Here is a 25,803-nt window from a genome sequence, read left to right on the forward strand (position 1 = left end):
TATCAGGAATAACAATCCCACAATTGAAATTGCAATTTTTAAATTATTGTAATGATTGGATATTTACTTGATGAATTCGATTTTTTAGTTATATTTGTTGCTATTGTTTTTCTGGACACCCCTAAAAGCATAAAAATATGCATTATCTATTTCTGTAAAACCTGTTCATCGACTCATTATATTCATATGGAGACTCAGTGAAAATAGGAAGCATAATTTATGAGTGAAAAAAAATTCAATACATTATTAATCGAGGACAATCCGGATCATGCCATGCTCATTCGCAGCATACTTTGCAAGTGTACTCAAGTTGCAAAAGTGCAGATTGCAAGTGATGGTCAACGGGCTATTAATTTGTTAAAAGATACGGGCAATTCAACGCTACCTGATTTAGTCATTTTAGATATTAAATTACCCAAGGTAAGTGGTTTCGAAGTGTTAAGTATTTATAAAAACAATGAACGATCTTGCCACATTCCGATTATCGTGTTAAGTACCTCGGGTATCGACAGAGATAAAACCAAAGCCTTGGCATTGGGGGCAGATTATTACCTTATAAAACCCAATGATTTTCAAATATTACATAAGCAGTTCTGCTCTATTCTCTCAAAGATATCTACTGGTGCAATGGTTTCCTAAGCCAAATTATTCAACGCAGAATCCAAAACTTTAAGTATTTTTCTATATTTTTATGGGAGTTATGTATAGCTTCTGTTAAATAAAATAACCATTCATATCTACTCTTTAATTCCGCTCATTAAAATACTTATTGGCTTCCATCCCTTTACATTTCCTGTTACGATTTTAATGGAAGCAGCAATTGGAACTGCGAGCACCATTCCAACGATTCCCCATAGAAATCCCCAGAAAATCAAAAATAAAATAACAACCAATGGACTCAGGTCCAAACTCTTGCCCATCAATTTCGGTTCTAAAATATTTCCCATTAACATTTGAACAACTATTAATGAGATTCCAATCCATAATGGGTAAAGTAATGAATCAAATTGCAGGAATGACAAAAGGATGGGCGGAATAATTGCAATGATGGATCCAACGTTGGGAATAAAATTGAGTAAGAATGTGAGTAGTCCGAAAACAATAGCGAGATCGACATCAAATAACAGTAAAATACAAGTAACTAATACTCCCGTTATAAAACTAATAAGTGTTTTTGTGACAAGATAACGTTGAATCTGTGAATTGATATTTGTAATTGCCGTCATGATCTCATTAGATTTTTTATCTGGAAATGCCCGACGAATTCTGACGATCAAGTATTCTTTCCCCAATAATGCATAGATCATAAAGATCAAGACTAAAAATACATTTCCCAGGAAGGAAAAGATCGAACCTAAGCTGCTGGAAACGAACGATGGTAGGGAAAGATCTTGAATTGCCTTTGCCCAATCTATCTCTTTGATGTAGTTATTTAAATCTTCCACTGGTATGTTAAAGAGATTTAGAGCGCTGTGGAACAATGCAACGATTTTACCTTCGTATTTCGGATATTCTGTGGAAAATGAACTGGCCCCGGCATATACCGAGATGCCAAGCAAAATCAAAGTTGTGAAGGCAATGATCAACACCAAAATCACAGCTAACGGTTTGGGAAATTTCAAACGCCTGAAACCGGACATTACCGGCTCGAAAAGAACCGCAAGAAACATTGCGACAAAAAATGGCCGCAAAATGTTTCTTAAAAGATAGCAGACAAAAGCAAAAACCACGACAACTAAAATTCCTAGCAGAACGGGTGAAGTTTTGGATTCTTTCATAAATGTACCTGAATTAAATTAAGATTAACTTTCAGAATAATAGGATTATAGAAGATATGCCGGTAAAATTCGAATTCCAAATGTCTAATTGCTAAACAATTTTATAAATCTCAAATTGTTATTCCATAAACCTGATTTGGATACAAATATTCAAATTCAAACCAAGACACCTTTTAAAATCTGTTTAGTAATTTAAGCCGTTGAACATACTACCAATCAGCCATACCATTTGATTAACTCCGGGATTTATGTGGTCTGTGACCATACTGCTCGCTCATTAGCCGCTTCAGGGGCTTTTATGCGTGCTCATCACTCAAGGCAACAATAACCATGGCCCCTCGAACATTGAGGGCTTTACCATTTAAACAAATCTTGTTGATCCCGCCTAATATTTTACAACCTGTTCAAAACGTTTTGCAAGCGGTCCGGGCGATCGGTTATTATGCCATCCACTCCCATTTTGATAAACCGCTTCATTTTCGTTTCCTGATTAACGGTCCAGACTATGATCTTTTTTCCTACACGATGAATGTGCGAAATCAAATCACGATCTACAATTGTAGCATGGCAAACGAAGACATCGAATACGCCCTTTTCCAAATTTGGTGGAATGCCCGAATGAGTAATCAACCCAGTTGTCATGTTAGGATCAATTTCCAAAACACGGTGGATAGATTTCGGATCAAATGAAGTGATCATACAGTCATCTACGAATTCTTCTTCTTCTAAAACCTGCACAACCCGGTCAGCCAGGTTTTTCTGCTTCGAGGATAATTTGATCTCAATATTTAATTTTAATCGATTTCGAATTTGATCGATAACTTCTTTTAATGTGGGAATTTTTTCCGAAGAAAATTTTGAATGAAACCAGGATCCGGCATCCAGTTTTGCAACTGTGACCCAATCATATTTCCATATTTTCCCGGATCCGTTTGTTGTCCTGCTTAGGGACATGTCATGCAATAAAACCACTTGCTCATCTCGAGTAAGATGTACATCAATTTCAGCATAATCCGCACCATATTCTATAGCCAGTTCCAAGGCGGAAATAGTATTTTCCGGCGCCAGACCTGAAGCGCCTCGGTGCGCCATTGCAACAAAGTTGGAATTCGAATTATTCAATTGAACGTATCGGTAGGTCAGGATGGTGAGTTATTGGTTGAACAATGAATACCATATTCGAAAGGAAAGTCATTATAAATTGTGACTAATGATGTTCAGCAGACTTCGGCACTAAGAGTTCTTAGAGTCTTAACTTTAAATTTGTTAGCTCAACACTTCTTCGATATTCGTATATTCCAGATCAAATGCTTCGGCAACATTTTCATAAGTCACTTTTCCGAAAACCACATTTGCACCTTTTCTAATTTCCATATTTCCCAAAATGGCTTTTTTGTATCCGAGGTTGGCAATTTCAACAGCATACGGCAATGTCGCATTGGTCAATGCCATTGTTGAAGTAATTGGAACCGCGCCTGGCATATTCGCGACACAATAATGAATGACTCCATCAATTTCATATACCGGATCCTGATGTGTGGTTGGTTTTGAGGTTTCCAGAGAACCACCCTGGTCAATGGCGACATCCACAATAACTGCACCTTTCTTCATTTTCTTAATTAGTTCGCGGGTGATTAACTTAGGCGCTTTTGCTCCAGGGATCAATACACCACTCACCAATAAATCCGCTATTTGTGCGAGTTCTCTAACGGATTCCGGATTGGATATGATCGGAATTACATTTTTGGGCATCACATCGCTCAAATAACGCAGCCTGGACAAATTAACATCTAGGATGTAAACTCTTGCTCCTAAACCAGCTGCCATTTTCGCAGCATTTGTTCCGACAACACCCCCTCCAATTATTACTACTACGGCGGGTTCGACGCCAGTTACACCACCCAGCATAATACCACGTCCACCCCGTGTCTTTTCGAGAAAAGTAGCGCCTGCTTGGATTGATAAACGTCCCGCAACCTCACTCATCGGGGTTAATAGGGGCAACTCTCCTTTATCATTTTCTATTGTTTCGTACGCAATAGCGATACAGTTGGAATCAATTACAGCGCGAGTGAGCTCCTCTGAAGCTGCAAAGTGAAAATAAGTAAATAAGATCTGCCCTTCCCGCATCAAAGGATATTCCTGTGGCAAGGGCTCCTTTACTTTCATCACCATATCTGCACGATCGTAAATTTCTTTGGCAGTTTCACAGATTTCAGCGCCGGCAGCCTGGAATAGACCATTCGGAAACGAGCTTCCGTCACCAGCATGCTTTTCGACAATAACATCATGACCATTTTGCTTTAGCAGTTCAACTCCGGCAGGTACCAAAGACACACGGTTTTCATCAGGCTTAATTTCTTTCAGGACCCCGACTAGCATGTTGCCTCCTTGGCTTGGCTTAAGTTCACTTCCTGATTGTTTGGTCATTTCTAATTTGAATTTGGGAAACAATATAAGGATTTTTTAATGTACTAACAAACAAATTGATAAATAAAGTTAGCTCTCGCTAACTTTTTGATAATTGACATTCATTGAATTTTGGAGCAGATAAAGCCCAAATTACAGTTGATTAATAGAAAATTATTTCTGGATTTTTTCAATTAGTCTTTTCATATTAATCGAACCACAAAAAAAATCAAAGGTATTGCGGAGGATCTATTTTAAGTTTGTTCAGTTTATATCAACTATGCCTTTTAAAGCAAAATAGTAATTAAGTTAATACCCTTTTTGCATAATAATTATAATATTTCATGGATTGGAGAATTTATCAAATGACCCGAATTGGCTCTATCCTTGTACTGGTGTTTCTTGCTTTCATAGGATGTGAAGGAAAAATCATAACTGAAGCTGATTTTGCAAATGAGAATAACAACAATGGTTCTCCAGCACTAACCTTTGCGGAAATTCAAACCCAGGTTTTTACACCAAGATGTGCTACAAGCGGATGCCATACCGGTCCAAATCCTCAAATGGGTCAAAACCTATCCGCAGGACAGGCTTATGCAAATATCGTAAATGTAAACAGCATTGAGAACCCAGCACTAAAAAGGATCGATCCCTTCAATAGTGCGGATAGTTATTTAATCAGAAAACTAAGAGGGCAAAACATCTCTGGTAATCGTATGCCAAATGGCAGACCGCCTCTTTCAAATTCGATTATCAATTCTATGGCTGCTTGGGTTGATGCCGGCGCACCCAATAATTAATTGGGCTCCTTTAATTAACTAAACTATTTAATTAATAACCAAAAAGGGAAAGTTATAATGAGAAATTATTTATTGGCAGCATTCATTTTGACTTTTTCAAACCTTGCTATCGCTGATGAATTGCATGTAGACAAATCAAAAAAGAACCAGGTACAATTCACGGCAAAGGCGCCGTCTTTTCTATCTTTAGCGCCTGTAGTTGGTAGCTTTGATGGAGTTACTGAAAAGATTGATGGCTACGTTTTCTGGACCGGGGATGATATGAAATCAGACAGTGAAATATATTTTGAGGTGGATTTGAATTCACTCGACACAGGAATTGGTTTGAGAAACAGGCATATGCGAGAAAATTATCTTGAAACCGATGAGTATGCATATGCAAAGTACTCTGCAAAAATCACTAAAGTTGAAAAAGATTCTACAGGTTTGTTGATCACGGTTAATGGAAAAATGACTATCCATGGTGTTGAAAGAGAACTAGAGACAATCGGAAAAGTTATCGTGGATGGGGATAGTTACAAAATTAGCTACGTAATCCCTTTAAAATTATCGGATTATAAAATCAATCGAGGTGCGATTTTTAAAATTAGCGATGATGTTAAATTGACTTTGGATTTCTATTTGAAAAAAATCAAAAAAGAATAATTTGGAGGACCCGTGAAAAGACTTTTACTTTTTGCTATACTTATTTCGATTTTAGCACCAAGCCTAATGGCCCAACAAAGGAGCCCCCGGTGGAAACGGACAGAGGCTCCCGTAAAGCTTGATCTTCGTTTATTCCATTCCCCCCATGCATTAAATTTACCTACCGCGGAAACCTTGCAAAAGGGCGATCTTGAAATCGAAATCTCCCACAGGTTCCTTCCCCCTCTATCCGAGGGTTTTGATCAGTTGTATGGGATTGACGGTCCCATCAATAACCGACTGGCAATCGGGTATGCCCCTTCTAATAGAATGGTGATAACCATTGCCAGAAGCAACACCAACGACAATCTCGATTTTCAGATTAAGCATAAAACCATACAAATCTACAGTCAATCTCTACCTACTGAAATTGGCTTGTTAGGCGGAATCGGTTGGAATATGGAAGTCTTTGATGAAAACGGAAAGCGCTCAAGAACAGATTCAAAGAATTTCCAGTTTTACGGTCAAATGATTACAAATAGCTTAATGAATAAACACTTTGGCTTTGGGCTTGTGCTTTCTCACCTGGAAAACAGCCGATTTTTCGGGGATGAAACGTTGAGCACTACCGCATTAGGAGGTTATATCGGTTATTTTTCGTTCAAGCGTTGGAATTTTATCGCCGAATGGAACCAAACCATCGATGGCTATAAAGTTCATTCCAATTCATTGGCTATGGGTTTCGAATTGGAAACCGGCGGTCACATTTTTAAAATTCTTGTCGGGAATAGCGCTGCAATGAATCCTAGTCAATACCTGGCCGGAGCAGATATCAGTCCGGATCTGGATAATTGGCGCCTGGGATTTATGCTTACGCGATTACTTAAGATTTGATATTTTGTGTGATTTTTAAAATTAGTTGTAGGTACACTCGAATGGGATTCAAAACCATAAAAAATACAACCTTCTAAACCCATACCCCAAAAAATTCTTGACAAAGGCGCACAATGATATAACTATGGGGAAAAATAAACAAGGATGGGATTAACAGAAAAAACCCATGAAACCATTCTTCAAAGATCTGATTCACACATCTCTGCGGTAGAAGTTTAGAATAAAAGGAATAAACTATATTCTCGCATCCTTGTGGTCTTTTGGATTCGGGAAGCAGCTATTTTGAGTATTGCTGAACAAATTAGTAAATTCTGCGAAGAAGTTAAAAAACAGTATCCATTAGAAAGTTGGCAACATGTGCCGATATCGGGGAAATTCTTTTCGCGGGAGGCAGTTATATTATCTTAAGCCTTAACATCCGCATTTTGTTATCATTTTCAAATAAATAAAGCGGTTTTTATGCATTAGCCTTCACTTGTTTAAAGTACCATTCTTTAAAAAAAATAAGAATTACCGGCAAATGTTAAAAAACCATAATAAATTAAGTTATTCGAAAACCTCGCATTGTCACCCCTGCATGTGTCCCCAAACGCATTCGGGGATAGGTCTGGTGGGGGTCCATTTGGGTGTTTTCAATAGGTAGATTCCCGATAAAACCACGTGGGAATCACGGTAGCTCGGGGGTTTTCGGATCGGCTCTAAGTTATCTGTTTTATACAATCCCCAGTTCACAGTTTACCAGATAACGAATTAAAGGAATGAATATCTTCATGCAAAACTATGATAGTGAATTAAACAATTTTACAGAAACCGGTTTCTTTCAAGAAAAAGACGCGGCAATGAAACATCTTCGTGATACCGATGATATTTTAACATCAGAGGGTGTAGATTACTGCCTGATGTTTGGGACCCTGCTTGGACTTCTGCGTCACAAGGATTTCATTCCATGGGACGATGACCTCGATATTATTATCTTTGATATAGTAAAATTGGAAAATCGCTGTATTAAAAAATTTAAAGAAAGAGGTTATACCGTCTTACAGGATATTCGCAGGATAAGTCCTTTCCCTAAATTGCCGATTTTCAAACTAAAAACACGGTGTGGATACCGCATTTACTCAAATAAAGGTAGTGCTATACCAGGGGTTGGCTGGAAATTCCCATGGCTTGGGGTATGGGAATCTGTGTTAAAAAAGGAGACCATGACTCTTCCGCCTGAAAAATTCGTCTATAATATCAATGATTTTTTTCCTTTACAACGAAGAACATTTAAAGATTTTTCTGTTATGATTCCTCAAAACCCTGGAAAAATACTTAATGAATATTTCAGTACAGACAATTGGATGGAATATTGTATGCCTTCTACTTTTGATCACCGGCATTACAAATCTACCGGATTTCCAGTTGTTAAAAAAACAGTAAATGAGGTATTGCAGTTCTTAGAAATACAAAATAACTTTTTAGCGTTCAGTAAACCATTTTCTGACAATTAAATACAGCCCACACCCCTTAATAGGATTTATGGAAACTGATATCTCAAGGAGAATGAATTGAAATGAAGAAAACGACACGATTGAAAAACATGCTATATAGCTCTGAACTGGAATTTTTAATGGAAGCCCACAATGGATTATCAGCACGAATCGTCGAACAGTCAGGCTTCAAGGGTATTTGGGCGAGTGGACTTTCGATGAGCGCTGCCCTCGGTATCCGCGATAATAATGAAGCGAGCTGGACACAGGTGCTTGAGACAGTAGAATTTATGAGTGATTCCACCTCTATTCCCATTTTACTGGATGGCGATACGGGGTATGGTAACTTCAATAATTTTCGCCGGCTTATTAAAAAGATTGAGCAACGTGATATTGCGGGGGTATGTGTAGAAGATAAGATTTTCCCAAAGACCAATAGCTTTCTAAGTGAGCGTCAACAACTTGCCGGCATAGATGAATTTTGCGGTAAAATTAAAGCCGGGAAAGATACTCAGAAAGACGATGATTTCTGTATTATTGCCCGTGTTGAGGCCTTTATTGCCGGATGGGGGTTGGAGGAAACACTGAAGCGGGCTATTGCCTACCATCAGGCAGGTGCAGATGCTGTGCTTATACATAGTAAAATTTCAACTTTTGATGAAATCCAGTCATTCCTGAAAGAATGGGGCAATCGTGGGCCGGTGGTCATTGTTCCGACAAAATACTACAAAACCCCAACGACCATATTCAGAGAATTTAATATCAGTCTGGTTATTTGGGCCAACCACTTGATGAGATCCGCAATAACTGCTATGAAGAGAACGGCTAACCAGATATACGAGATGCAGTCCCTTGATGGTATTGAAGAAAGCATCGCCACCCTTGCTGAAGTATTTGAATTACAGGATGCGAATGAATTGATACAGGCCGAAAAGAAATACCTCCCGGCCATTGAAAGGAATTAAAAATTGATTAATACCGGAGATTTTTTAGAGCTATGCTTAAACCGTGGTTTCAATTTTTTTACAGGCACTCCATGCTCATATCTTAAACCAATTATTAATTATGTAATTAGCAACGACGCATTTAGTTTTGTCAATGCCGCAAACGAAGGTGATGCCATTGCATTGGCTTGCGGGGCTGTTATGGCAGGCAAAAGAAGCGTTGTCATGTTCCAGAATTCAGGGTTTGGCAATGCTGTAAACCCTTTGACTTCTTTGAGTTACACATTCAAAATCCCTTTGTTGTTAATAGTTACAATGCGTGGCGAACCGAGTGGCCCCAAAGATGAACCGCAACATGAACTTATGGGAAAAATTACAACAGATATTCTTGAATCCATGCAAATCGGATGGTCATACTTCCCAAAATCAATTGAAGAAATCGAGAGTGCCCTTGAAAAGGCAGATGCTTTTATGAGTGACAAAAAACTTCCTTTTGCATTTGTCTTGCGCAAAGGGGATATCACACCGTATAAACTAAATTCTCTCGATAAAACCAGATCTCTCCATCCTGCCGGATCAAATAAAGATAACTTTGATATTCGAAACAATAAAATGCCCACCCGCAACGAAGCCCTGAAAACAATACAGTCAGTATCGGAAGAAGGAACTGCTGTAATAGCAACGACAGGTTTTACCGGTCGTGAACTTTGTATGCTCGATGACAGAGATAACCAGCTTTATATGGTTGGTTCCATGGGATGCGCCCTTTCAATTGGGATCGGGATAGCTATCAACAAACCAGCGTTAAAAGTTATTGTGGTGGACGGAGATGGAGCCCTGCTGATGAGAACAGGCTCTATGGCAGCAACCAGCATGTACGCACCCGCTAATTTGATCCATATTCTTTTTAATAACGAAATTCATGAGTCAACAGGGGGGCAGCAGACATTATCAGGTAACATCTCATTTCCGGCAATTGCAAAGGGTTTTGGCTACAATCATATTTTTTCCACTGACGACCTTAATGTATTTAATAACTTCATATTTAAAGCGATGGTAATGAAAGGCCCCATTTTTATTCATCTCAAAACACATCCCGGTGTTCCGAAAAATTTAGGCAGACCATCGGTTAAACCGGAACAGGTAAAAGAAAGATTTATGAAGTATCTGGATAAAAATTATATAAAAGAGATTTATGTTCAACGTCCGACAAGCAGTCATATTGGGCGCCGGGATTGGGTCCCGTCTTAAAGGCAAGCTCAATAACCGTCCTAAAGGATTTTTAAAATTGGGGGACATGCCGATTATCGAAGAATCTGTTGCTAAACTTATTCGCGCCGGAATAAATGATATTATCATCGTAACCGGCTATTGTTATGAATTCTATAATACGCTGGCTGAAAAATACCCTTTTGTTCGAACAGTTTTGAACCCGGAATTTGCGACCACCGGCAGTATGCTTTCACTCTGTACCGCGGCTTCATATGTAACAAGTGATTTCTTGCTTTTAGAGTCTGACCTGGTTTACGAATATAGCGCGCTCCGGACACTCCAGAATTCTCCAAAAGAAAATTGCATATTGCTCTCCGGGCAAACCGGATCAGGCGATGAAGTTTATGTTGGAATCCAGGGTGAAAGAGTCGTCAACATGTCGAAAGAGCGTGATGACATTAAAATTCTGGGAGGTGAGCTTGTCGGCATTTCTAAAATATCGTTAAAACTATATAATCAGATGCTGGATATTACCAAAGAGAAATGTAAGGATATCTCTCAGTATCATTATGAAGATTGTCTCACTGACAGTAGTGATTCGAATGCTATTTATTATGAATGCGTAGAAAATCTGGCATGGATAGAAATAGATCATGAAAACCATCTATGCAAAGCCCGTGAAAATATCTATCCGTTAATTGAACAAAGAGATGCTGAAAAAATTTTATCGAAAAGAGTTTCAAGAAATATCCTGCTTAACCCGGGGCCAGCTACCACTACAAATACTGTAAAATATGCCATGGTTGTTGACGATATCTGTCCGAGAGAACATGAGTTTGGCGAGCTTGTAAACGGTATCAAACAGGATTTGGTCAGGATTGTTCATGGCGAAGATATGTATGAAGCAGTGCTTTATGCTTCGTCAGGTACGGGCGCTGTTGAAGCCGTTTTAAGTTCGGTTGTTCCACATGATAAATCGGTGCTTATCATAAATAATGGCGCTTACGGTAAAAGGATGCAGCAGATTTGCGACGGCTATGGCATTTCCCACATCGATTACAATATAACCTGGGGTGACCCCGTAGATTGCAAAAAGATTGAAATAATTCTCGAGCAGCATAAAAAGGATATATCTCATATTGCTTTTATTCATCATGAGACGACCGTAGGAATCCTGAATGATATCACGGCAATTTCAAATATCGCCCTTCAATTTGGCGTTGAAATAATTGTAGATGCCATGTCCTCTTTCGCGGGTATCCCAATAAATATTAAGAGTTCTGAAATTCATTATCTTATTGCCTCGGCAAATAAATGTATCCAGGGAATGGCGGGTCTTAGCTTTGTGATCTGTAAAAAGGAATCCCTTGAAAAGACTAAGGAGATCAAACCAAGAAATTTCTATTTTAATCTTTATCAGAACTACTCCTTTTTTACTCAAAAACATGAGATGCAATTCACACCGCCAGTCCAGATTTTCTATGCACTGAGGCAGGCGATAAATGAATATTTTCTGGAAACAGAACAGCGTCGGGAACAGCGGTATACCGAAATGTATGAGGTTCTTGAAAAGGGTCTGCAAGGTATCGGTTTCCACTTTCTTATCGAGAAAAAATATCGTGCAAAAATATTGACGGCAATTATCGAGCCTGAAGATGAAAATTACAATTTTAATGAAATGCATGACTTTCTTTACAAGCGGAGTTATACAATTTACCCGGGGAAAGGCGCAAAACAGAACACTTTTCGTCTTGCAAATATGGGGGCCATAACAAAAAATGACATTACAAGATTTCTCGGTTCTTTGAAAGAATATCTTGTGGTGAACGACATAAAACTCTTTCCAGTTAAGCAGTCAGTATAATATTCATAAACTTCACTTTATGTATCGTGAGGCGCTGTTGGAAAATCACTTAAAAAAAATAGACCTGAATGTTACTCAATATCCGAAACTGGCAAACAAATCAAGTGATGGCGCTTTCAATTATCTGGTTTTACGCCGCTTGTCTGCTCACATAACAAGCTTCTGTTTGCAGCGGGGTATCTCCGCAAATTCAGCAACTATTATTGATTTCATTCTCGCCCTTTTTGCAGCATTGAGTTTGTACATGGGATATTTATTTATTGGCGTGACGCTAATTCAGCTCTTTGGCGTCTGGTCCTGTGTGGATGGGGAGATCGCCCGCGTGACAAAAAGTACCAGCAGGCTTGGTGATTTTTATGATACAATGATTGACAGGGTTGCCGAATACCTTATTACCCTGGCACTCTTGCTTCATATGTATAAGGTAGCGCCAGACGTCCACTGGGGCACGATTTTTTTTGCTTATATGGGTACAATATTTTTTATTACTGCGTCATCGGAAAAGTTTCGTTCTGTTTTCCATAAAAATTATCCCAAAAATGACACCGAGCTGTTTTTTCGCTGGCTTTGTGCAGGTAGCGACACACGACTTTTCTATATTTCCCTGGGTATTATTGGGTATGCCATTAGTGGTTATGATACTATAATTTATTGGCTAATAATTTTGCAGACCGTTTTCCTTGCTTTTAATTTTATATTCCGGTTATGGAAAATACCAAAACTAATAAAATCTGCTAAAGATTTTCCTGAGTAAATTTGTTATGCAACAATCTCAAACATATAGTTCATTGCAGGTATTTCTGGACAGCTTAAAGGAGAACTGCCTGCTTCTTGCACGGCATGGTGAAAGCGACTGGAATTCCATTGACCTTATTCAAGGGCAGCAAGACAGACCACTCAGCCCTGAAGGGTTTAATCAAAGGAAAAACCTCTTTTTCTTATTGCAGTCCGTACCCATTGCACGGATATTCACAAGTGCACTTCAACGGACTATCCAGACAGCAATACCGATCAGCGATGATAAGAAAATTCCTCTGGAAAAAATGCCGGAATTAAATGAGGCAAAACTTGGAATTTTTGAAGGCCAAAACCGGTCTTTCCCTTCTGATGAATTTTCCAAAAAGATGTACCGCTCATTTTTAGACGATGAAATTAACGTTATACTACCTGGAGGAGGAGAAAACCTGAAGATGGTTGACAAGAGAATTGCGAAGCCGGTTGCAATTTTTTTGGACGCCGTTAGTTCGGGACATATTCTTATTGTTGGGCATCGTAACGTTAACAAAATGATAATGAGAACTATTTTGGGTCTTTCCTTTAATGATGGATACCGGGTTGAACACGAGAATAATTGTCTTTATGTTTTTGAACCAAAAAGTCAGAAGGCTTTTTTTTTAAGCATTGAGAATCCTGGCGCTTTTATTAAAATTGAACAAGGATATGTAAAAATAGGAATGACCAGTTGAAAATTTGCTGTAAATTATTTCAACAAAATAAGGGAAAGATAAAGAATTCCAAAGTCCCCTCTTGAGATTCTTAAGAGGGTTTTAGGGGTGTGTAATTTTTCTCTATAAACTGTCGCAAAAAATAGTACAACTGTTCAAAAAGTTATGCAGTTTCTTAAAACTATCCCCTATAGGGTGTTATTCAGCTAGTTCCTGTTATTAGAACTTAAGTTTCTCTTGTGAGTCAGTTAAAATCTACTAACTTTGGGATGTTATCAATAAACTATAGAATGAACTCGTTCGGCCACCCATTCAATTACACAATGCAGGTAACTATGAACTTCAATGAGATTGACCGTGCGATATCCACCTCTATGCGTCGCTGGGGAATCCCTGCTTTACGCATTTCGTTGGGAATCATCTTTATCTGGTTCGGCGTTCTCAAACCGCTTGGCTTATCACCGGCAGAGCCACTAGTCATCGCAACGGTCCGTTGGCTACCGTTTTTCGATGGTGAGTTGTGGGTGAGCATCATAGGGTGGTGGGAAGTTGCGATCGGATTAGCGTTTCTCTTTCGAAGGACTGTCCGAATCGCCATTGCGCTTCTAGTCTTACAGATGGTCGGAACATTCATGCCTTTGATCCTCCTTCCTAAAGTCACCTTCCAACCAGGGCATCTGCCCTATGGACCAACCATGGAGGGTCAGTACATCATCAAGAACCTGCTGATAATATCTGCTGCACTGGTTGTTGGTGGGACAGTTCGCAGAAGCGAAGAGCCTGCCTAACGAATATGCGTTCCCGCACGATCCCAGTTTTGAGAGGGTCGATACGCAACGCCTGGTTGAACTCAGCCGTCCATTTGAATTTCTCATTTTAGAATTTTTCCCCAGGAGCCAGTATGGTTTCTTATTAAAGTTTATTCCGGCGGGTTGGTCCCTTAATCTGAAAAATTACAATACTCAAGAAAAAAATAATATCCGGAAAACCATTGACTTTACATTTCTCAACAAGTACTTTGCTTTTATCTGGTGAACTATTAACACTTTTCATTATTTTTTGGCATGGTTTAGAATAAAATAAAATTTAATCAACAGTGATTTAAGGAGAAGGTTCATGAGAAAGTCAATATTAATTTTAGTGACGATTTTTTTTACTGCTGGCTTCTTAGTCCAGCCCCGCCTCGAGGCGCAAATCTCTATCTCCAAAAGTGTACTAAGCAATGGCGGTGTCGTTATCAACAATGGCGAATTTACCATGCTGGGAACGGTCGGACAACCATTCGTTGGTGTTGTAGGAAATTCAACCCATGTGAACCGGGTCGGTTTCTGGTATCTTACCGATCAAAAAGTAGCGACAGATGTTGCTGATGACCCAAACCTTAGCCTACCGACTGAATTCGGTCTTGACCAAAACTATCCGAACCCCTTCAACCCTGAAACTGAAATTCCATTTCAACTGCCGCAAGAATCCGATGTTGGTTTAAAGATATTCAACATTCGCGGCCAGCTTGTGCGCACACTCATACAAGCTGATTACACGCCTGGATTTCACAGCATTCGCTGGGATGGCAAGGATAACAATGGTACTTCTGTTTCGAGTGGATTGTATATTTACCAGTTCCTGGCTGGAGAGTTTGTCCAGGTCCGGAAGATGAGTTTGCTGAAATAGGAATAAAGAACTAGCGAAGCTTCGCCTCAAACCGACAAGAAAAACAAGCTTAATAAACTCGAAATGTTAATATCGAAATCCTAAACAAATACCAATGATAAAATTCCAAATACACCAAACAAAACCAAGAAACCTAATGAGGAGAATAAATCAGTTTTGTCCTTATTTTTAATTTTGTACATTCGAATTTTCGATATTTAGGATTTCGAATTTTAAATCAAAGTAACAGATCCAAATGATGAATCTTTAATTCATGAACGATACCATCGTTTCGTTACTAATTAATTATTATTATTGGAGGTTTTTATCATGAAAACAAAAAATTGTTTCCGTATTCTTGCATTCATGCTGCTATTGATTTTACCGGGACTTGTCCTGGGGTAAATTCCCAAAACCATGAGTTACCAGGGTGTCTTGATCGATGCGGAAGGTAATCCGGTGCCAGATGGCAACGTCGTGCTAACCTTCAAGATCTACGACACCGCCACAGATGGTGAGTCGCTCTACCAAGAGACACAAAACGAAGTGAATGTGGCCGGCGGCATCTTCAGCGTCATCATCGGCAGCACAAATCCCTTGAATCTACCCTTTGACAAGAAGTATTGGCTTAGCATAACCGTAGGTGCGGAAGGTTCTGAGCTTACTCCAAGGATAGAACTGACATCCTCGGCGTATAGTTTGAATGCCCAGTCGATAGTGGATAATGCCGTGAGCACAGCAAAGATTCAGGATGGCGCGGTTACTGACGCAAAGATCGCCGCCGGTGCGGTTGACGCCGATAAAATTGCCGATAACGCGGTCACCAGCGAAAAGATCGCCGGGGGTCAAGTGGTTAAAAGCCTCAATGGTTTGACCGATGATGTAACGATTGAAGCCGGGAATAATGTGACGATTACTCAGAGTGGCGATACATTGACCATAGGTGCAACAGGCGGAGCCGGGACCGGAGACGGCCATTCACTTGATGCCGCCGATGGCGACCCGACGGATGTGGTTTTTGTGGATAATGACGGTAATGTATTCATTGGCATCACAAGTCAAGAGTTCACTTCAGTTAACGGTACCACTAACATAAGGGCCCCCTCGGCATTGATATCAACTCCAACCAGGACTTTGCACATAAATACACCCCTGCAGGCATCATGGACGGAGGGGTAATCAAAATCACAGTCCCCACTAGTTGGAGCTCCCCTGGTGGCGATCATGAAACCGAAGTTAGAGATGATGGCATCACCACAACTGGTAATATCGTCCTTCAAGATGGCATTGGCACAAGTGAATATAATATGTCCAACTCCGACGGAGTCATTAAGATTACATACGGATCTGGCGGACCCACTACCGAAGGGAAAATCGAAATCGCAGTTCCGACTAGTTGGAGCTCCCCTGGTGGCGATGATGAAACCGAAGTTAGAGAGGATGGCATCACCACCACTGGTAATATCGCCCTTCAAGATGGCAATGACACAAGTGAATATAATATGTCCAACTCCGCCGGGGTCCTTAAGTTTACATACGCATCTGGTACACCCCATACCGAAGCTACCGAAGGGACAATCGAATTCGCATACGCCGCTAATTTTCAAGCCCCCATCACAGCTGAAGGTGGCATTAAAATCAGCAACAAAGGAGACGAAAACGCTCCCGCCGGGACGGTCAGTGGGGACATAGAGGTGGTTGGTGAAGTCTTTGCCAAGAGTTTTCATGTGGTAGATTTCGTTGGCAATCAACTAAGCAATTTCTTTTCGGATGGCAGTTCATCGCAGGAAGGAAAGGCTACCTTTAAAAGTGGCATAAAAATGACGAGGGGAAGTCTTGAATTCCCTGATGGAACAAAACAAACAACTGCGGGAGGAGGAGACAACAAGGGTGACATGACGGTCAAGGGTGAGATTCTTGCCAAAAGCTTTCACGTGGTCAGCTTTGATAGTTCGGGAAACGTTACCGATACTCTCACCAGTTTCAATTCAGATGGCACTTCACTGCACAAGGGGAAGGAGACCTTTAAGGAGGACGTCGTAATCTTTGGTTCCTTATCTGTCCAGGGCTTCATAGAAAAAACCGGTGGAGGTTTCAAAATTGACCATCCGATTGATCCCGCCAACAAATATCTCAATCACGCCTACGTTGAAAGTCCGGACATGATGAATGTCTACAACGGTAATGTTATCCTGAATCCTGATGGTGAAGCGATTGTGGAACTGCCCGAGTGGTTCGAAGCCCTCAACAAAGATTTTCGTTATCAACTCACTTGCATCGGTGGCTTTGCTCCAGTATTTTTCGCTGAAGAGATCTCAAACAACCGCTTCAAGATTGCAGGTGGCAAGTCTGGGATGAAGGTTTCATGGCAGGTAACCGGCATTCGCAAGGACGCTTAAGCAGAGCAGAATCGAATGCAAGTGGAAGTAGAGAAACCAGACCACGAACGTGGCAAATATCTGTATCCAAAGACTTATGGTATGCCGGAAACAAAAGGGATAAACCCTAAACTAATAATCGAAAATAAATAGAGGCAAGCTAATAGCTATTGGCTGTTGGCATTTTTTAAAAAATTAAAAGATGCAAAAGTGATTATTTATCAGTTAAATAGTGATCAAAAAATTAGTAACAATCAGTTCTCATCAGCAAGCTAAAGGCCAATAGCTAAAAGCTATGGTTGAGTGCAAGATAAAAATAGATAAATAATCTTAAAGAGTGGGTAAATGACAAGTTCATTTGCAAAAAAAGAGTCTCCTTCAGCATGGTATGGCGTTGATATGGCTCGACGCCGGAGTGAATGGGTGACTGATATTACTTCGGATGAAGTGACTGAGCTGGAAGTAGCAGCTAAAAATCTCCTTTTATCTGAGAGAGATATTGCTCAAATTGCAGCAAAAGATTTTAATCTACCGATTCTCGGTAAAAAGCTGTTAACTTTGCGTGAAAATTTATTACAGGGCAGGGGCTTTGCTGTACTTCGTGGATTACCCGTTCATGGTTACAGTGAACGACTATCAGCAACCATGTTTTACGGCATTGGCTGTCATATTGGGCATCCTCGCTCTCAGAATAGGGAGGGCCATGTATTAGGCCATGTCCGTGATTTAGGTGTTAAGGGGTCTGATCCCAACGTACGAATTTATCAAACCAATGAGCGTCAAACATTTCATACCGACTCAGCCGATGTTGTTGGACTTTTATGTTTGAAAACGGCCAGGTCGGGAGGTCAATCACTGCTGGTGAGCGCTTCGACGATTTTTAATGAGATGCAGTCGAGGCGTCCGGATTTACTGGAATTGTTATTACAACCTATAGCAACCGACAGGAGAGGGGAAGTTCCTGATGAGGAAAAGCCATATATGCTGATTCCTGTCTTTAGTGACTATAAAGGTTATCTAACCATATTCTATCAACGACAATATATAGAGTCGGCTCAGCGCTTTGAAGATGCTCCCCGACTGACAGAACAGCACATAGAAGCCCTTAATCTGTTCGACGAACTGGCCAATGACCCGATGAACCATTTTTCGATGAATCTTGAGCCGGGAGATATACAATTCGTTCACAATCATTCTCTTTTGCACGATCGAACCGGCTTTGTCGATTGGGAAGAGGATGCCGAGAAACGTCATTTATTGCGTCTTTGGTTATCAGTCCCTGGCGATCGTCCATTACCGGAAATTTTTGTTTCCCGGTTTGGCAGTGTTACCATAGGTGACAGAGGCGGAATTATTGTTGCGGGCAATAAATTAAATATTTCCTGATCAATTTCGTCACTGAACCGATGATCTTCGGTGTTTAGGTAAAAACAATTTTTTAGTGGGTTAGCGGAAATTGAAAAGCATTTGGGAGTGTTTTGGCAAGGCAAAAGGAACTTCCGGTATATTTTGAGGCCGGTTACTGGGGAGATGGCAGTTGCAAATAAAAGAAATGTGAGCCGTTGCGCGTGAATCTTTGTTCGGAAATGTTGAATTTTTTGTTAGGCCAGTCCAATTGCATATTAGAAATATAATCACAGATGCCGTTACGTGTTTTAAAAAAGTTGTGGAAGATGCATATGTATCTGTGAAAATTGAACTGGAAGGTAAAATTGCCAGCAGTGAAATTTCCATTGAATATGCCGATAAGTTCTATTGGCGTTTAGTTTGGCAAAAATTAAGTAATAAAATGGATTAGGAATATGGCTATAAAGAAAGAGATTGAAAAAATAATAAAAGAATTTCGTGAAGTCAAAGTGGGCAAACGCAAATCCTTTACCCTTGCCAATAGCAGATCCTTTACCCTGGACAATAGCAGATCCTTTACCCTTGCCAATAGCAGACCCTTTACCCTGGACAATAGCAAATCCTTTACCCTTGCCAAAAGCAAATCCTTTACCCTTGCCAAAAGCCAGGAAAAACCGATCTATAAAATCCCCGAGCCAAAAAAGATGGCAAACGTTAAAATAAAACTTGATTTTAAGATACGTAAATTGCCGCCCCATTCTGTGCATATTTATGTGGAGGATTATGGTAGAGGTGAAAACGGAGAAGTGCAATTAAGTCCGGAAATAGAAGACGAAAAAGAACTTGATAACTATATTGATTTTCTTATTGCGGAATTGTTGCAAGTGCGAGACGAGGGGAGAAGAAAGTTTCGACAGGCAAAAAATTAGTCTGTGTGTCAAGTATATAATCACCCACCTTTATTTATTCTTACCAACGCCAAAAACCCTCGACAAATCAAAATATCCCTTAAATTTATCCCAATTGAGAATATCGTTCTTTTTTAACATTGTGTATTAACACAATCCTAATCTAACTACAACTTAAGATGACCAGCCGCAACACCAAGCGTGGATCATTCAGGTTCTGCGGATAACAAACCCGGCGCGGTTGACGTGTGCTCTTTTTAAAAGTAATAAATCTGAGCAAATTCATTTTCTAAAATTTATTTGTTTGATTGATCAATTTGTTTTGTTACTTTTACTATCACACGTTATCTAAATTAAAAAGAAAAAGGAATGCTAATTCGTATCTGACCGAAAATCATCAATGTCATCCCTGCAATCTTTAGGCCGGAATCTCGTTATTTCAGGCTGGAGATTCCCGCTAGAAACATGCGGGAATGACAGAAAAGGGTATTTTCGTTCAAATTCTAGTTAAGAAAATCATGACAACCTATTCAGTCATTATCCCAACCTGGAACGAAGAAGAAACCATTGGCGACTGCATCAACAGCATTCGAACTGCAAATCAAGAAACTGAAATTTTATTGTCTGACGGTGGTAGTTGGGACAAAACAATCCGAATTGCCAAAGAGCTGAACTGTAAAGTGATTTCTTCTCCAAAAGGCCGTGGCATCCAAAGCAATGTCGGGGCTTCATGTGCCTCAGGCTCTATCCTTTTATTTTTACATGGAGATACACAACTTCCGCCTGATGCTTTTGAGATCATTGATAAACAATTTGAAGATCAGTCAGTACAAATCGGCACCTTCCGCATTTCATTTGATCACAATCACTGGTTATTGAATTTCTATGCCTGGTTCACCCAATTCGATTTTATTTTCTCACGTTTTGGAGATCAATGCATTATCGTCCGGCGCAGGTTTTTTGATAATCTTGGTGGATTTCCCAAATGGAAATTATTCGAAGATGTCGACTTCCTGCGAAAAGCACGAAGAGTTACAAAAATACATTCGTTGCCGGCAAAAGTAAAAACCTCCGCCCGTCGCTTCTTAAAGAACGGCATTTTGCGCCAGCAAATCCAAAACGGTTGGCTTATTCTATTGTATTTTTTAGGATTTGGCGGCAATCGATTATATTTGAAATACGAAAAGATAGAAGCGCTTCAGCAAGGGACATCATTGATTGTCTTCGCACGCTATCCGCGCCAGGGAAAAGTGAAGACCAGGCTCGCAAGCACAATCGGTAACTTATTGGCTGCAGAATTTTATAGAATCTGCTGCGAGCATATCTTTGCAATCTGCAGAAAATTAAAACCAGAGATGACAATTAATTTATTCTATGCTGACAGCGAAGATGCCGAATCGATAAGAAATTGGCAAGGATCGGATTTTTATCTTTTACCGCAAATAGGCGATGATTTGGGTGAGAGAATAAAAAACGCTTTCCAAACAATTTTTGATCGAGGTACTGAAAAAGCCATTATTATAGGAACAGATGTTCCCGAGCTATCCGGAGAGATTATCAAACAGGCAGAAAACGCACTTGATATCCATGACCTGGTTATTGGTCCCTGCCCGGATGGTGGATATTATCTTTTGGGAATGAAATCGGTTAATAAAGAGTTATTTAATGGGGTAACTTGGAGTACAGATCGTGTTTTTGAGGAAACAATGAAGAAAGCAAAGGTAAACAAATTATCTGTTTATGAGTTGCCGATATTTGCAGATATCGACACCGAAGACGAACTGCTGCAATGGGCAGATACAAACAAAACTCATAAGAACCAGGCAATGATTCAATTTGTGAAAAAGCTTAGATCACCTGTGGCGGAAGGATAATACCTTTGAACTTAAAAGTGACTCGAAACTTATTTTTTATTTGTTCAATGACGCTCTTGTCCAGCTATGCTTATGCCAATGGATCAAATTTGATATTCACGAACTTGCTACAAAAACATGTTCAAAACGGTCTTGTGAACTATTCAAGGTTATGCTCAGATCCAAAGCTCAACGAATATATCAATCAGCTCTCGGAGACGAATCCGGATACGATCAGGGATAGAAACGATTTATTGGCATTTTGGATCAACGCTTATAATGCATTCACATTAAAAGTGATCTGCGATAATTATCCACTCAAATCCATTAACGATTTACACTTTGGCGGGCTGGTGATAGGAACAGTTCTCAAAAAGACGGTTTGGGATAAAAATTTCATAGAGATCGACAAAAAGAAATACTCGTTAAATAAAATTGAGCATGAAATCATCAGAAAAAAATTTAATGACCCCCGCGCTCACTTTGCCCTGGTTTGTGCGTCTCTCGGGTGTCCGTCACTTTTAAACGAAGCGTTCGTCGGAGACAAATTAGACGAACAATTAGAACAGCAAGGGAACCGATTTCTGCAAGATTCAACTAAAAATGTTTTCGATATCGAAAAAAAGATAGCCAGGATTTCTAAAATATTCGATTGGTTCAAGAATGATTTTGGGAATAACAAAAAGGAAAGGCTTCTCTATTTATCCAGGTTTTTACCTGAGGAAATTGCAATTGAGATTCGGCTGAATCCGGAACAATGGAAAGTGAAACACACCAAGTACAATTGGAATTTAAACGAAATAAAGGAAGCAACAAATTAATGATCCGAAGGAGAAAATAAATGCACTATTTTGAGTCCGATGACCTAAAAAAATTTGGTGAAGTTGGAAAATTCAGTGGTGATTTGATGAAAAAATTCTTTACATATTATAATGCCGCAACCAGTGAAGAAGGAGCGTTATCAAAAAGAGAAAAGGCATTGATTGCATTAGCCGTGGCACATTCAAAACGATGCCCATATTGCATTGACGCATTTACCACTGCTTGCCTGGAGGCCGGCTCGAACCCCGAACAAATGACCGAAGCCATTCACGTGGCCAGTGCCATGGAGGCTGGGGTTACACTGGTGCATGGCGTCCAGATGCAAAACGTGATGAAGAAAACCGGTGCACTATGATTATTATTAACCATAAAAGGTGATATTTGTGTTTTCTGTCATTCTGATCCCGCCTTGGTGGGAGAAGAATCTCCATCTAAACATATTTTGCCCTTCGACTCCGCTCAGGGCGCTACTTCACCCTTTTTGCAGTTTAAACATTTTCTAATATGTTATTTGAACAACTAGGAGACATGAATGGGTGAACCAATAATCTTAGCGCCTGAAATCGAGGCTCACGAAGATTCCAAATTCAATTTTAAGAAAATAATCAGAAACCATAAGTTAGACCTCAAACCAGTTTCGATTGAGACTTTGCAGGTGAATATTACCAAACTTTGCAACCAGGCCTGTTTGCATTGCCATGTTGACTCCGGTCCCAAACGCACTGAGCAAATGGACCTCAAGACAGTCGATCGTTGCCTGGAAATTCTGCAAAACCATGATTCGATTAAAAACCTGGATGTAACCGGGGGCGCTCCGGAATTGAGTCCTTATTTTGATTATATGGCTATTGAAGCCCGCAAAATGAACAAACACGTAATGGTCCGGCATAATCTTACCGTAATCGCGGATGGCAATCCCCAAACCGGAGAATCTAAAGATTATTTACCCGAATTTTTTGCCCGGCATCAACTTGAAGTTATTTCTTCACTACCCTACTACCAGGAATATTTCACCGATAAACAGCGCGGCAAAGGTGTCTTCGAAAAAAGTATCGAAAGCTTGAAATTGCTCAATGAACAGGGATATGGAAAAGAAAATACAAATTTAAATTTGAACCTGGTTTACAATCCCGTCGGTGCTTTTCTACCAGCTGCCCAGGAAAGTTTGGAGGCTGATTTCAAACGAGAATTACTGGCCAAGTTTGGGATCGTTTTTAACAACCTATACGTCATCACAAATATGCCCATCCACCGTTTTAAGACCCAGTTAAAACAACTTGGCGGTTATGAAGAATATATGATAAAACTGGTTAACGCTTTTAATCCGGTCGCTGCTGAGGGGGTAATGTGTCGTTCTCTAATAAGCGTCAGTTATGATGGTAGGATTTTTGATTGTGATTTTAATCAAATGCTTGAGATGCAGGTTTATAGTGGCAATCTTAGTACGGTCTTTAATTTCGATTACGATGATTTGATGAGCCGTAATATCAGGTTTGCCGCTCATTGCTTCGGTTGCACAGCCGGCGCCGGCAGCAGTTGTGGTGGGGAAATAGCAAGCTGAAACTAATGCTAAATGGATTGGTCTTCGCTTAAAGATTGGTTTTTGGAGCTCGGTGAGCAATATGGAGTCAACCCGATTATTTTTGGCGCAATATACGTCGGTGCAATTCCATTTTTTACATTATCCATAGCCTGGTTGGTCAATAACTTTCGTAAGAAAAAATCGATTGTTCTTCCAGCCCTGTTGGCCGGTTTTTTCTTTATTTCGGCCTACCTGTATCTCATCATTGTTGGTAAGAACGTTCCATTTTGGGTTTATTCTTTTGTAGCTTTTCTTGTTATTTTTAGCACCTGGTCAACTATTAAGAAAGTAAAATCAAGAATTCATGAGGAGGCGAATGAAGTATGATTATGACATGATCGTTATCGGCGGCGGCGCTGGTGGTCTAACCGCAGCTGGAATGTCAGTTTCATTTGGTGCCAAGACCGCATTGATCGAAGCCAAAAAATTAGGCGGCGACTGCACGTGGTATGGCTGCGTCCCAAGTAAAACCTTGTTGAAAGCCGCAAAAATTGCCCACTATTTCAAAACAGCAAATCGTTATGGATTAGAAGCCTCAGAAGTTAAATTTGATTTTGCTAAAGTGATGGAACATGTTCATCAAACCCAGGAAGAAGTTTATAGAGATGCGGATGACCCTGCAATTTATCGGAAAATGGGGATCGATGTCCTGGCCGGGACTGCAAAATTTCTCGACAATCATAGAATTGAATTCGATGAAAATGGTGCTACTTCCAGGCAGTTGTCGTCAAGATACTTCGTAATAGCAACCGGAAGTTCGGCTGTTGTTCCGCCCATCGAAGGTCTTTCGCGTGTCGATTATTTAACAAATGAAACCCTATTCAACTTATCCAAACTTCCATCAAAATTGATTGTTATCGGAGCCGGTCCGATCGGTATCGAAATGGCCCAGGCATTCATTCGATTGAATTCTTCGGTAACCGTCATCAATCGGGCAGAAAGAATATTAACAAGAGACGATCGCGAACTAGCTGTCATCCTGCAGGAAAAGCTTCAAGGAGAAGGAATCCGGTTTGTCTTAAAGTCTGCGGTAAAAAGCATTAACCAAAAGAACGGAACTATCTCTGTTATTACAGAAGATTCATCCAAACAGACGACTTTAACGATTGATGGCGATACTGTCCTGTTATCTGTCGGTCGCAAAGCGAACATCGCCAATTTAGGTTTGCAGGAAGCTGGAATTGAATCCAACAAAAGGGGAATTGTGGTTAATGATAAATGTCGGACTTCAGTAAAAAATATTTATGCTGTCGGAGATGTGGCCGGTAGATTCCAGTTCACACATTTTGCTGAACACATGGCAAAGGTGGCTACCAGCAATGCACTATTACACTTCCCCATGACGCTGGATTCCAAACACATTACCTGGTGTACGTTCACCGAACCGGAGATGGCCCATGTCGGTGCCTCTGAAAATGAATTAAAGCAAAAAGGAATATCTTACGAGCTTTATAAGTTTCCCTTCAATAAAATTGATCGAGCCATTACTGAGAACGAAAAAATCGGATGGATCAAAGTTTATGCAAAAAAATTCAATGGCAAAATTTATGGAGTCAATATTTTGGGAACTAACGCCGGTGAAATGATTGGTGAGTATGCCTTAGCCATGCGAAATGGGGTTACCCTGAGACAAATGGCAGATACGATCCATCCTTATCCCACTTATGTTTTGGGAAATCGGCGGGCTGCGGACCAATGGTATGTAAGAAAGCAATCGAGATCGTTTGTATGGCTGTTGCAAAAACTATTTCACTATCATGGCCAATTACCGGATACAAGTGATCCGCAAAGGATAATTTAATTAGAAGGTTGTATTTGGAG

The 25,803-nt window shown here is 40.1% G+C and carries 26 protein-coding genes; 23 read left to right on the forward strand and 3 right to left on the reverse strand.

Features of this window, described 5'->3' with window-relative positions; genetic code table 11:
• Window positions 1-219: 219 nt before the first annotated feature.
• Window positions 220-639, forward strand: coding sequence for a response regulator (locus IIC38_09505; protein ID MCH8126184.1), 420 nt, complete (start codon window positions 220-222; stop codon window positions 637-639).
• 98 nt (window positions 640-737) lie between these two features.
• Here the strand turns inward: IIC38_09505 and IIC38_09510 are convergent, their stop codons facing one another.
• From IIC38_09510 to ald, 3 genes are all read right to left on the reverse strand, one after another.
• The gene (locus IIC38_09510; GenBank protein MCH8126185.1) at window positions 738-1,778 is read right to left on the reverse strand and encodes an AI-2E family transporter; all 1,041 of its coding nucleotides are present in this window, start codon (window positions 1,776-1,778) and stop codon (window positions 738-740) included.
• A gap of 393 nt (window positions 1,779-2,171) precedes the next feature.
• Window positions 2,172-2,900 carry a hypothetical protein gene (locus IIC38_09515; protein MCH8126186.1) on the reverse strand — a complete coding sequence of 243 codons (729 nt, stop codon included), beginning with the start codon at window positions 2,898-2,900 and terminating at the stop codon, window positions 2,172-2,174.
• A gap of 144 nt (window positions 2,901-3,044) precedes the next feature.
• Window positions 3,045-4,160: an alanine dehydrogenase gene (gene ald / locus IIC38_09520; GenBank protein MCH8126187.1), complete on the reverse strand. Its 1,116-nt coding sequence runs from the start codon at window positions 4,158-4,160 to the stop codon at window positions 3,045-3,047.
• 392 nt (window positions 4,161-4,552) lie between these two features.
• Between ald and IIC38_09525 the strand changes: the two genes are divergently transcribed.
• From IIC38_09525 to IIC38_09630, 22 genes are all read left to right on the forward strand, one after another.
• Window positions 4,553-4,987, forward strand: coding sequence for a hypothetical protein (locus tag IIC38_09525; protein MCH8126188.1), 435 nt, complete (start codon window positions 4,553-4,555; stop codon window positions 4,985-4,987).
• Between the two features lie 57 nt (window positions 4,988-5,044).
• Complete coding sequence (locus IIC38_09530) at window positions 5,045-5,632, forward strand: YceI family protein (protein MCH8126189.1); 588 nt, start codon at window positions 5,045-5,047, stop codon at window positions 5,630-5,632.
• 12 nt (window positions 5,633-5,644) lie between these two features.
• Window positions 5,645-6,505 carry a hypothetical protein gene (locus IIC38_09535; GenBank protein MCH8126190.1) on the forward strand — a complete coding sequence of 287 codons (861 nt, stop codon included), beginning with the start codon at window positions 5,645-5,647 and terminating at the stop codon, window positions 6,503-6,505.
• 758 nt (window positions 6,506-7,263) lie between these two features.
• Window positions 7,264-7,998 (forward strand): LicD family protein, encoded by a 735-nt coding sequence (locus tag IIC38_09540; GenBank protein MCH8126191.1) that lies wholly within the window; start codon window positions 7,264-7,266, stop codon window positions 7,996-7,998.
• Window positions 7,999-8,060: 62 nt separating this feature from the next.
• On the forward strand, window positions 8,061-8,942 hold the full coding sequence (gene aepX, locus IIC38_09545; GenBank protein MCH8126192.1) for a phosphoenolpyruvate mutase: 882 nt from the start codon (window positions 8,061-8,063) through the stop codon (window positions 8,940-8,942).
• A 3-nt stretch (window positions 8,943-8,945) separates the two neighbouring features.
• A complete protein-coding gene (gene aepY, locus IIC38_09550; protein MCH8126193.1) occupies window positions 8,946-10,172 on the forward strand; it encodes a phosphonopyruvate decarboxylase in 1,227 nt (408 codons plus the stop codon).
• Window positions 10,117-11,997, forward strand: a complete 1,881-nt coding sequence (locus IIC38_09555) for a 2-aminoethylphosphonate--pyruvate transaminase (protein ID MCH8126194.1) — start codon at window positions 10,117-10,119, stop codon at window positions 11,995-11,997. The genes aepY and IIC38_09555 overlap by 56 nt, the downstream gene beginning before the upstream one ends.
• A gap of 37 nt (window positions 11,998-12,034) precedes the next feature.
• Window positions 12,035-12,751 carry a CDP-alcohol phosphatidyltransferase family protein gene (locus IIC38_09560; protein ID MCH8126195.1) on the forward strand — a complete coding sequence of 239 codons (717 nt, stop codon included), beginning with the start codon at window positions 12,035-12,037 and terminating at the stop codon, window positions 12,749-12,751.
• A 7-nt stretch (window positions 12,752-12,758) separates the two neighbouring features.
• Entirely contained in the window at window positions 12,759-13,463 is a 705-nt protein-coding gene (locus IIC38_09565) for a histidine phosphatase family protein (GenBank protein ID MCH8126196.1), read from the forward strand.
• A 302-nt stretch (window positions 13,464-13,765) separates the two neighbouring features.
• Entirely contained in the window at window positions 13,766-14,230 is a 465-nt protein-coding gene (locus tag IIC38_09570) for a hypothetical protein (GenBank protein MCH8126197.1), read from the forward strand.
• Between the two features lie 328 nt (window positions 14,231-14,558).
• The gene (locus IIC38_09575; GenBank protein MCH8126198.1) at window positions 14,559-15,113 is read left to right on the forward strand and encodes a T9SS type A sorting domain-containing protein; all 555 of its coding nucleotides are present in this window, start codon (window positions 14,559-14,561) and stop codon (window positions 15,111-15,113) included.
• A gap of 576 nt (window positions 15,114-15,689) precedes the next feature.
• Window positions 15,690-16,271: a hypothetical protein gene (locus tag IIC38_09580; GenBank protein ID MCH8126199.1), complete on the forward strand. Its 582-nt coding sequence runs from the start codon at window positions 15,690-15,692 to the stop codon at window positions 16,269-16,271.
• Complete coding sequence (locus IIC38_09585; GenBank protein ID MCH8126200.1) at window positions 16,256-17,491, forward strand: hypothetical protein; 1,236 nt, start codon at window positions 16,256-16,258, stop codon at window positions 17,489-17,491. Before IIC38_09580 ends, IIC38_09585 begins: the two co-directional genes overlap by 16 nt.
• A gap of 324 nt (window positions 17,492-17,815) precedes the next feature.
• On the forward strand, window positions 17,816-18,856 hold the full coding sequence (locus IIC38_09590) for a TauD/TfdA family dioxygenase (GenBank protein ID MCH8126201.1): 1,041 nt from the start codon (window positions 17,816-17,818) through the stop codon (window positions 18,854-18,856).
• Between the two features lie 229 nt (window positions 18,857-19,085).
• Entirely contained in the window at window positions 19,086-19,268 is a 183-nt protein-coding gene (locus IIC38_09595; GenBank protein ID MCH8126202.1) for a hypothetical protein, read from the forward strand.
• A 4-nt stretch (window positions 19,269-19,272) separates the two neighbouring features.
• On the forward strand, window positions 19,273-19,746 hold the full coding sequence (locus tag IIC38_09600) for a hypothetical protein (protein MCH8126203.1): 474 nt from the start codon (window positions 19,273-19,275) through the stop codon (window positions 19,744-19,746).
• Window positions 19,747-20,243: 497 nt separating this feature from the next.
• Window positions 20,244-21,599: a TIGR04283 family arsenosugar biosynthesis glycosyltransferase gene (locus IIC38_09605; protein ID MCH8126204.1), complete on the forward strand. Its 1,356-nt coding sequence runs from the start codon at window positions 20,244-20,246 to the stop codon at window positions 21,597-21,599.
• A gap of 5 nt (window positions 21,600-21,604) precedes the next feature.
• Entirely contained in the window at window positions 21,605-22,399 is a 795-nt protein-coding gene (locus IIC38_09610) for a DUF547 domain-containing protein (GenBank protein ID MCH8126205.1), read from the forward strand.
• 20 nt (window positions 22,400-22,419) lie between these two features.
• Entirely contained in the window at window positions 22,420-22,755 is a 336-nt protein-coding gene (locus tag IIC38_09615) for a carboxymuconolactone decarboxylase family protein (protein ID MCH8126206.1), read from the forward strand.
• Between the two features lie 177 nt (window positions 22,756-22,932).
• Entirely contained in the window at window positions 22,933-23,961 is a 1,029-nt protein-coding gene (gene arsS / locus IIC38_09620; protein ID MCH8126207.1) for an arsenosugar biosynthesis radical SAM protein ArsS, read from the forward strand.
• Window positions 23,962-23,973: 12 nt separating this feature from the next.
• Window positions 23,974-24,309 carry a hypothetical protein gene (locus IIC38_09625; GenBank protein MCH8126208.1) on the forward strand — a complete coding sequence of 112 codons (336 nt, stop codon included), beginning with the start codon at window positions 23,974-23,976 and terminating at the stop codon, window positions 24,307-24,309.
• On the forward strand, window positions 24,299-25,783 hold the full coding sequence (locus IIC38_09630) for an NAD(P)/FAD-dependent oxidoreductase (GenBank protein MCH8126209.1): 1,485 nt from the start codon (window positions 24,299-24,301) through the stop codon (window positions 25,781-25,783). The genes IIC38_09625 and IIC38_09630 overlap by 11 nt, the downstream gene beginning before the upstream one ends.
• Window positions 25,784-25,803 lie beyond the last annotated feature (20 nt).

This window comes from candidate division KSB1 bacterium (assembly GCA_022566355.1).
Taxonomy (GTDB): domain Bacteria; phylum Zhuqueibacterota; class JdFR-76; order JdFR-76; family DREG01; genus JADFJB01.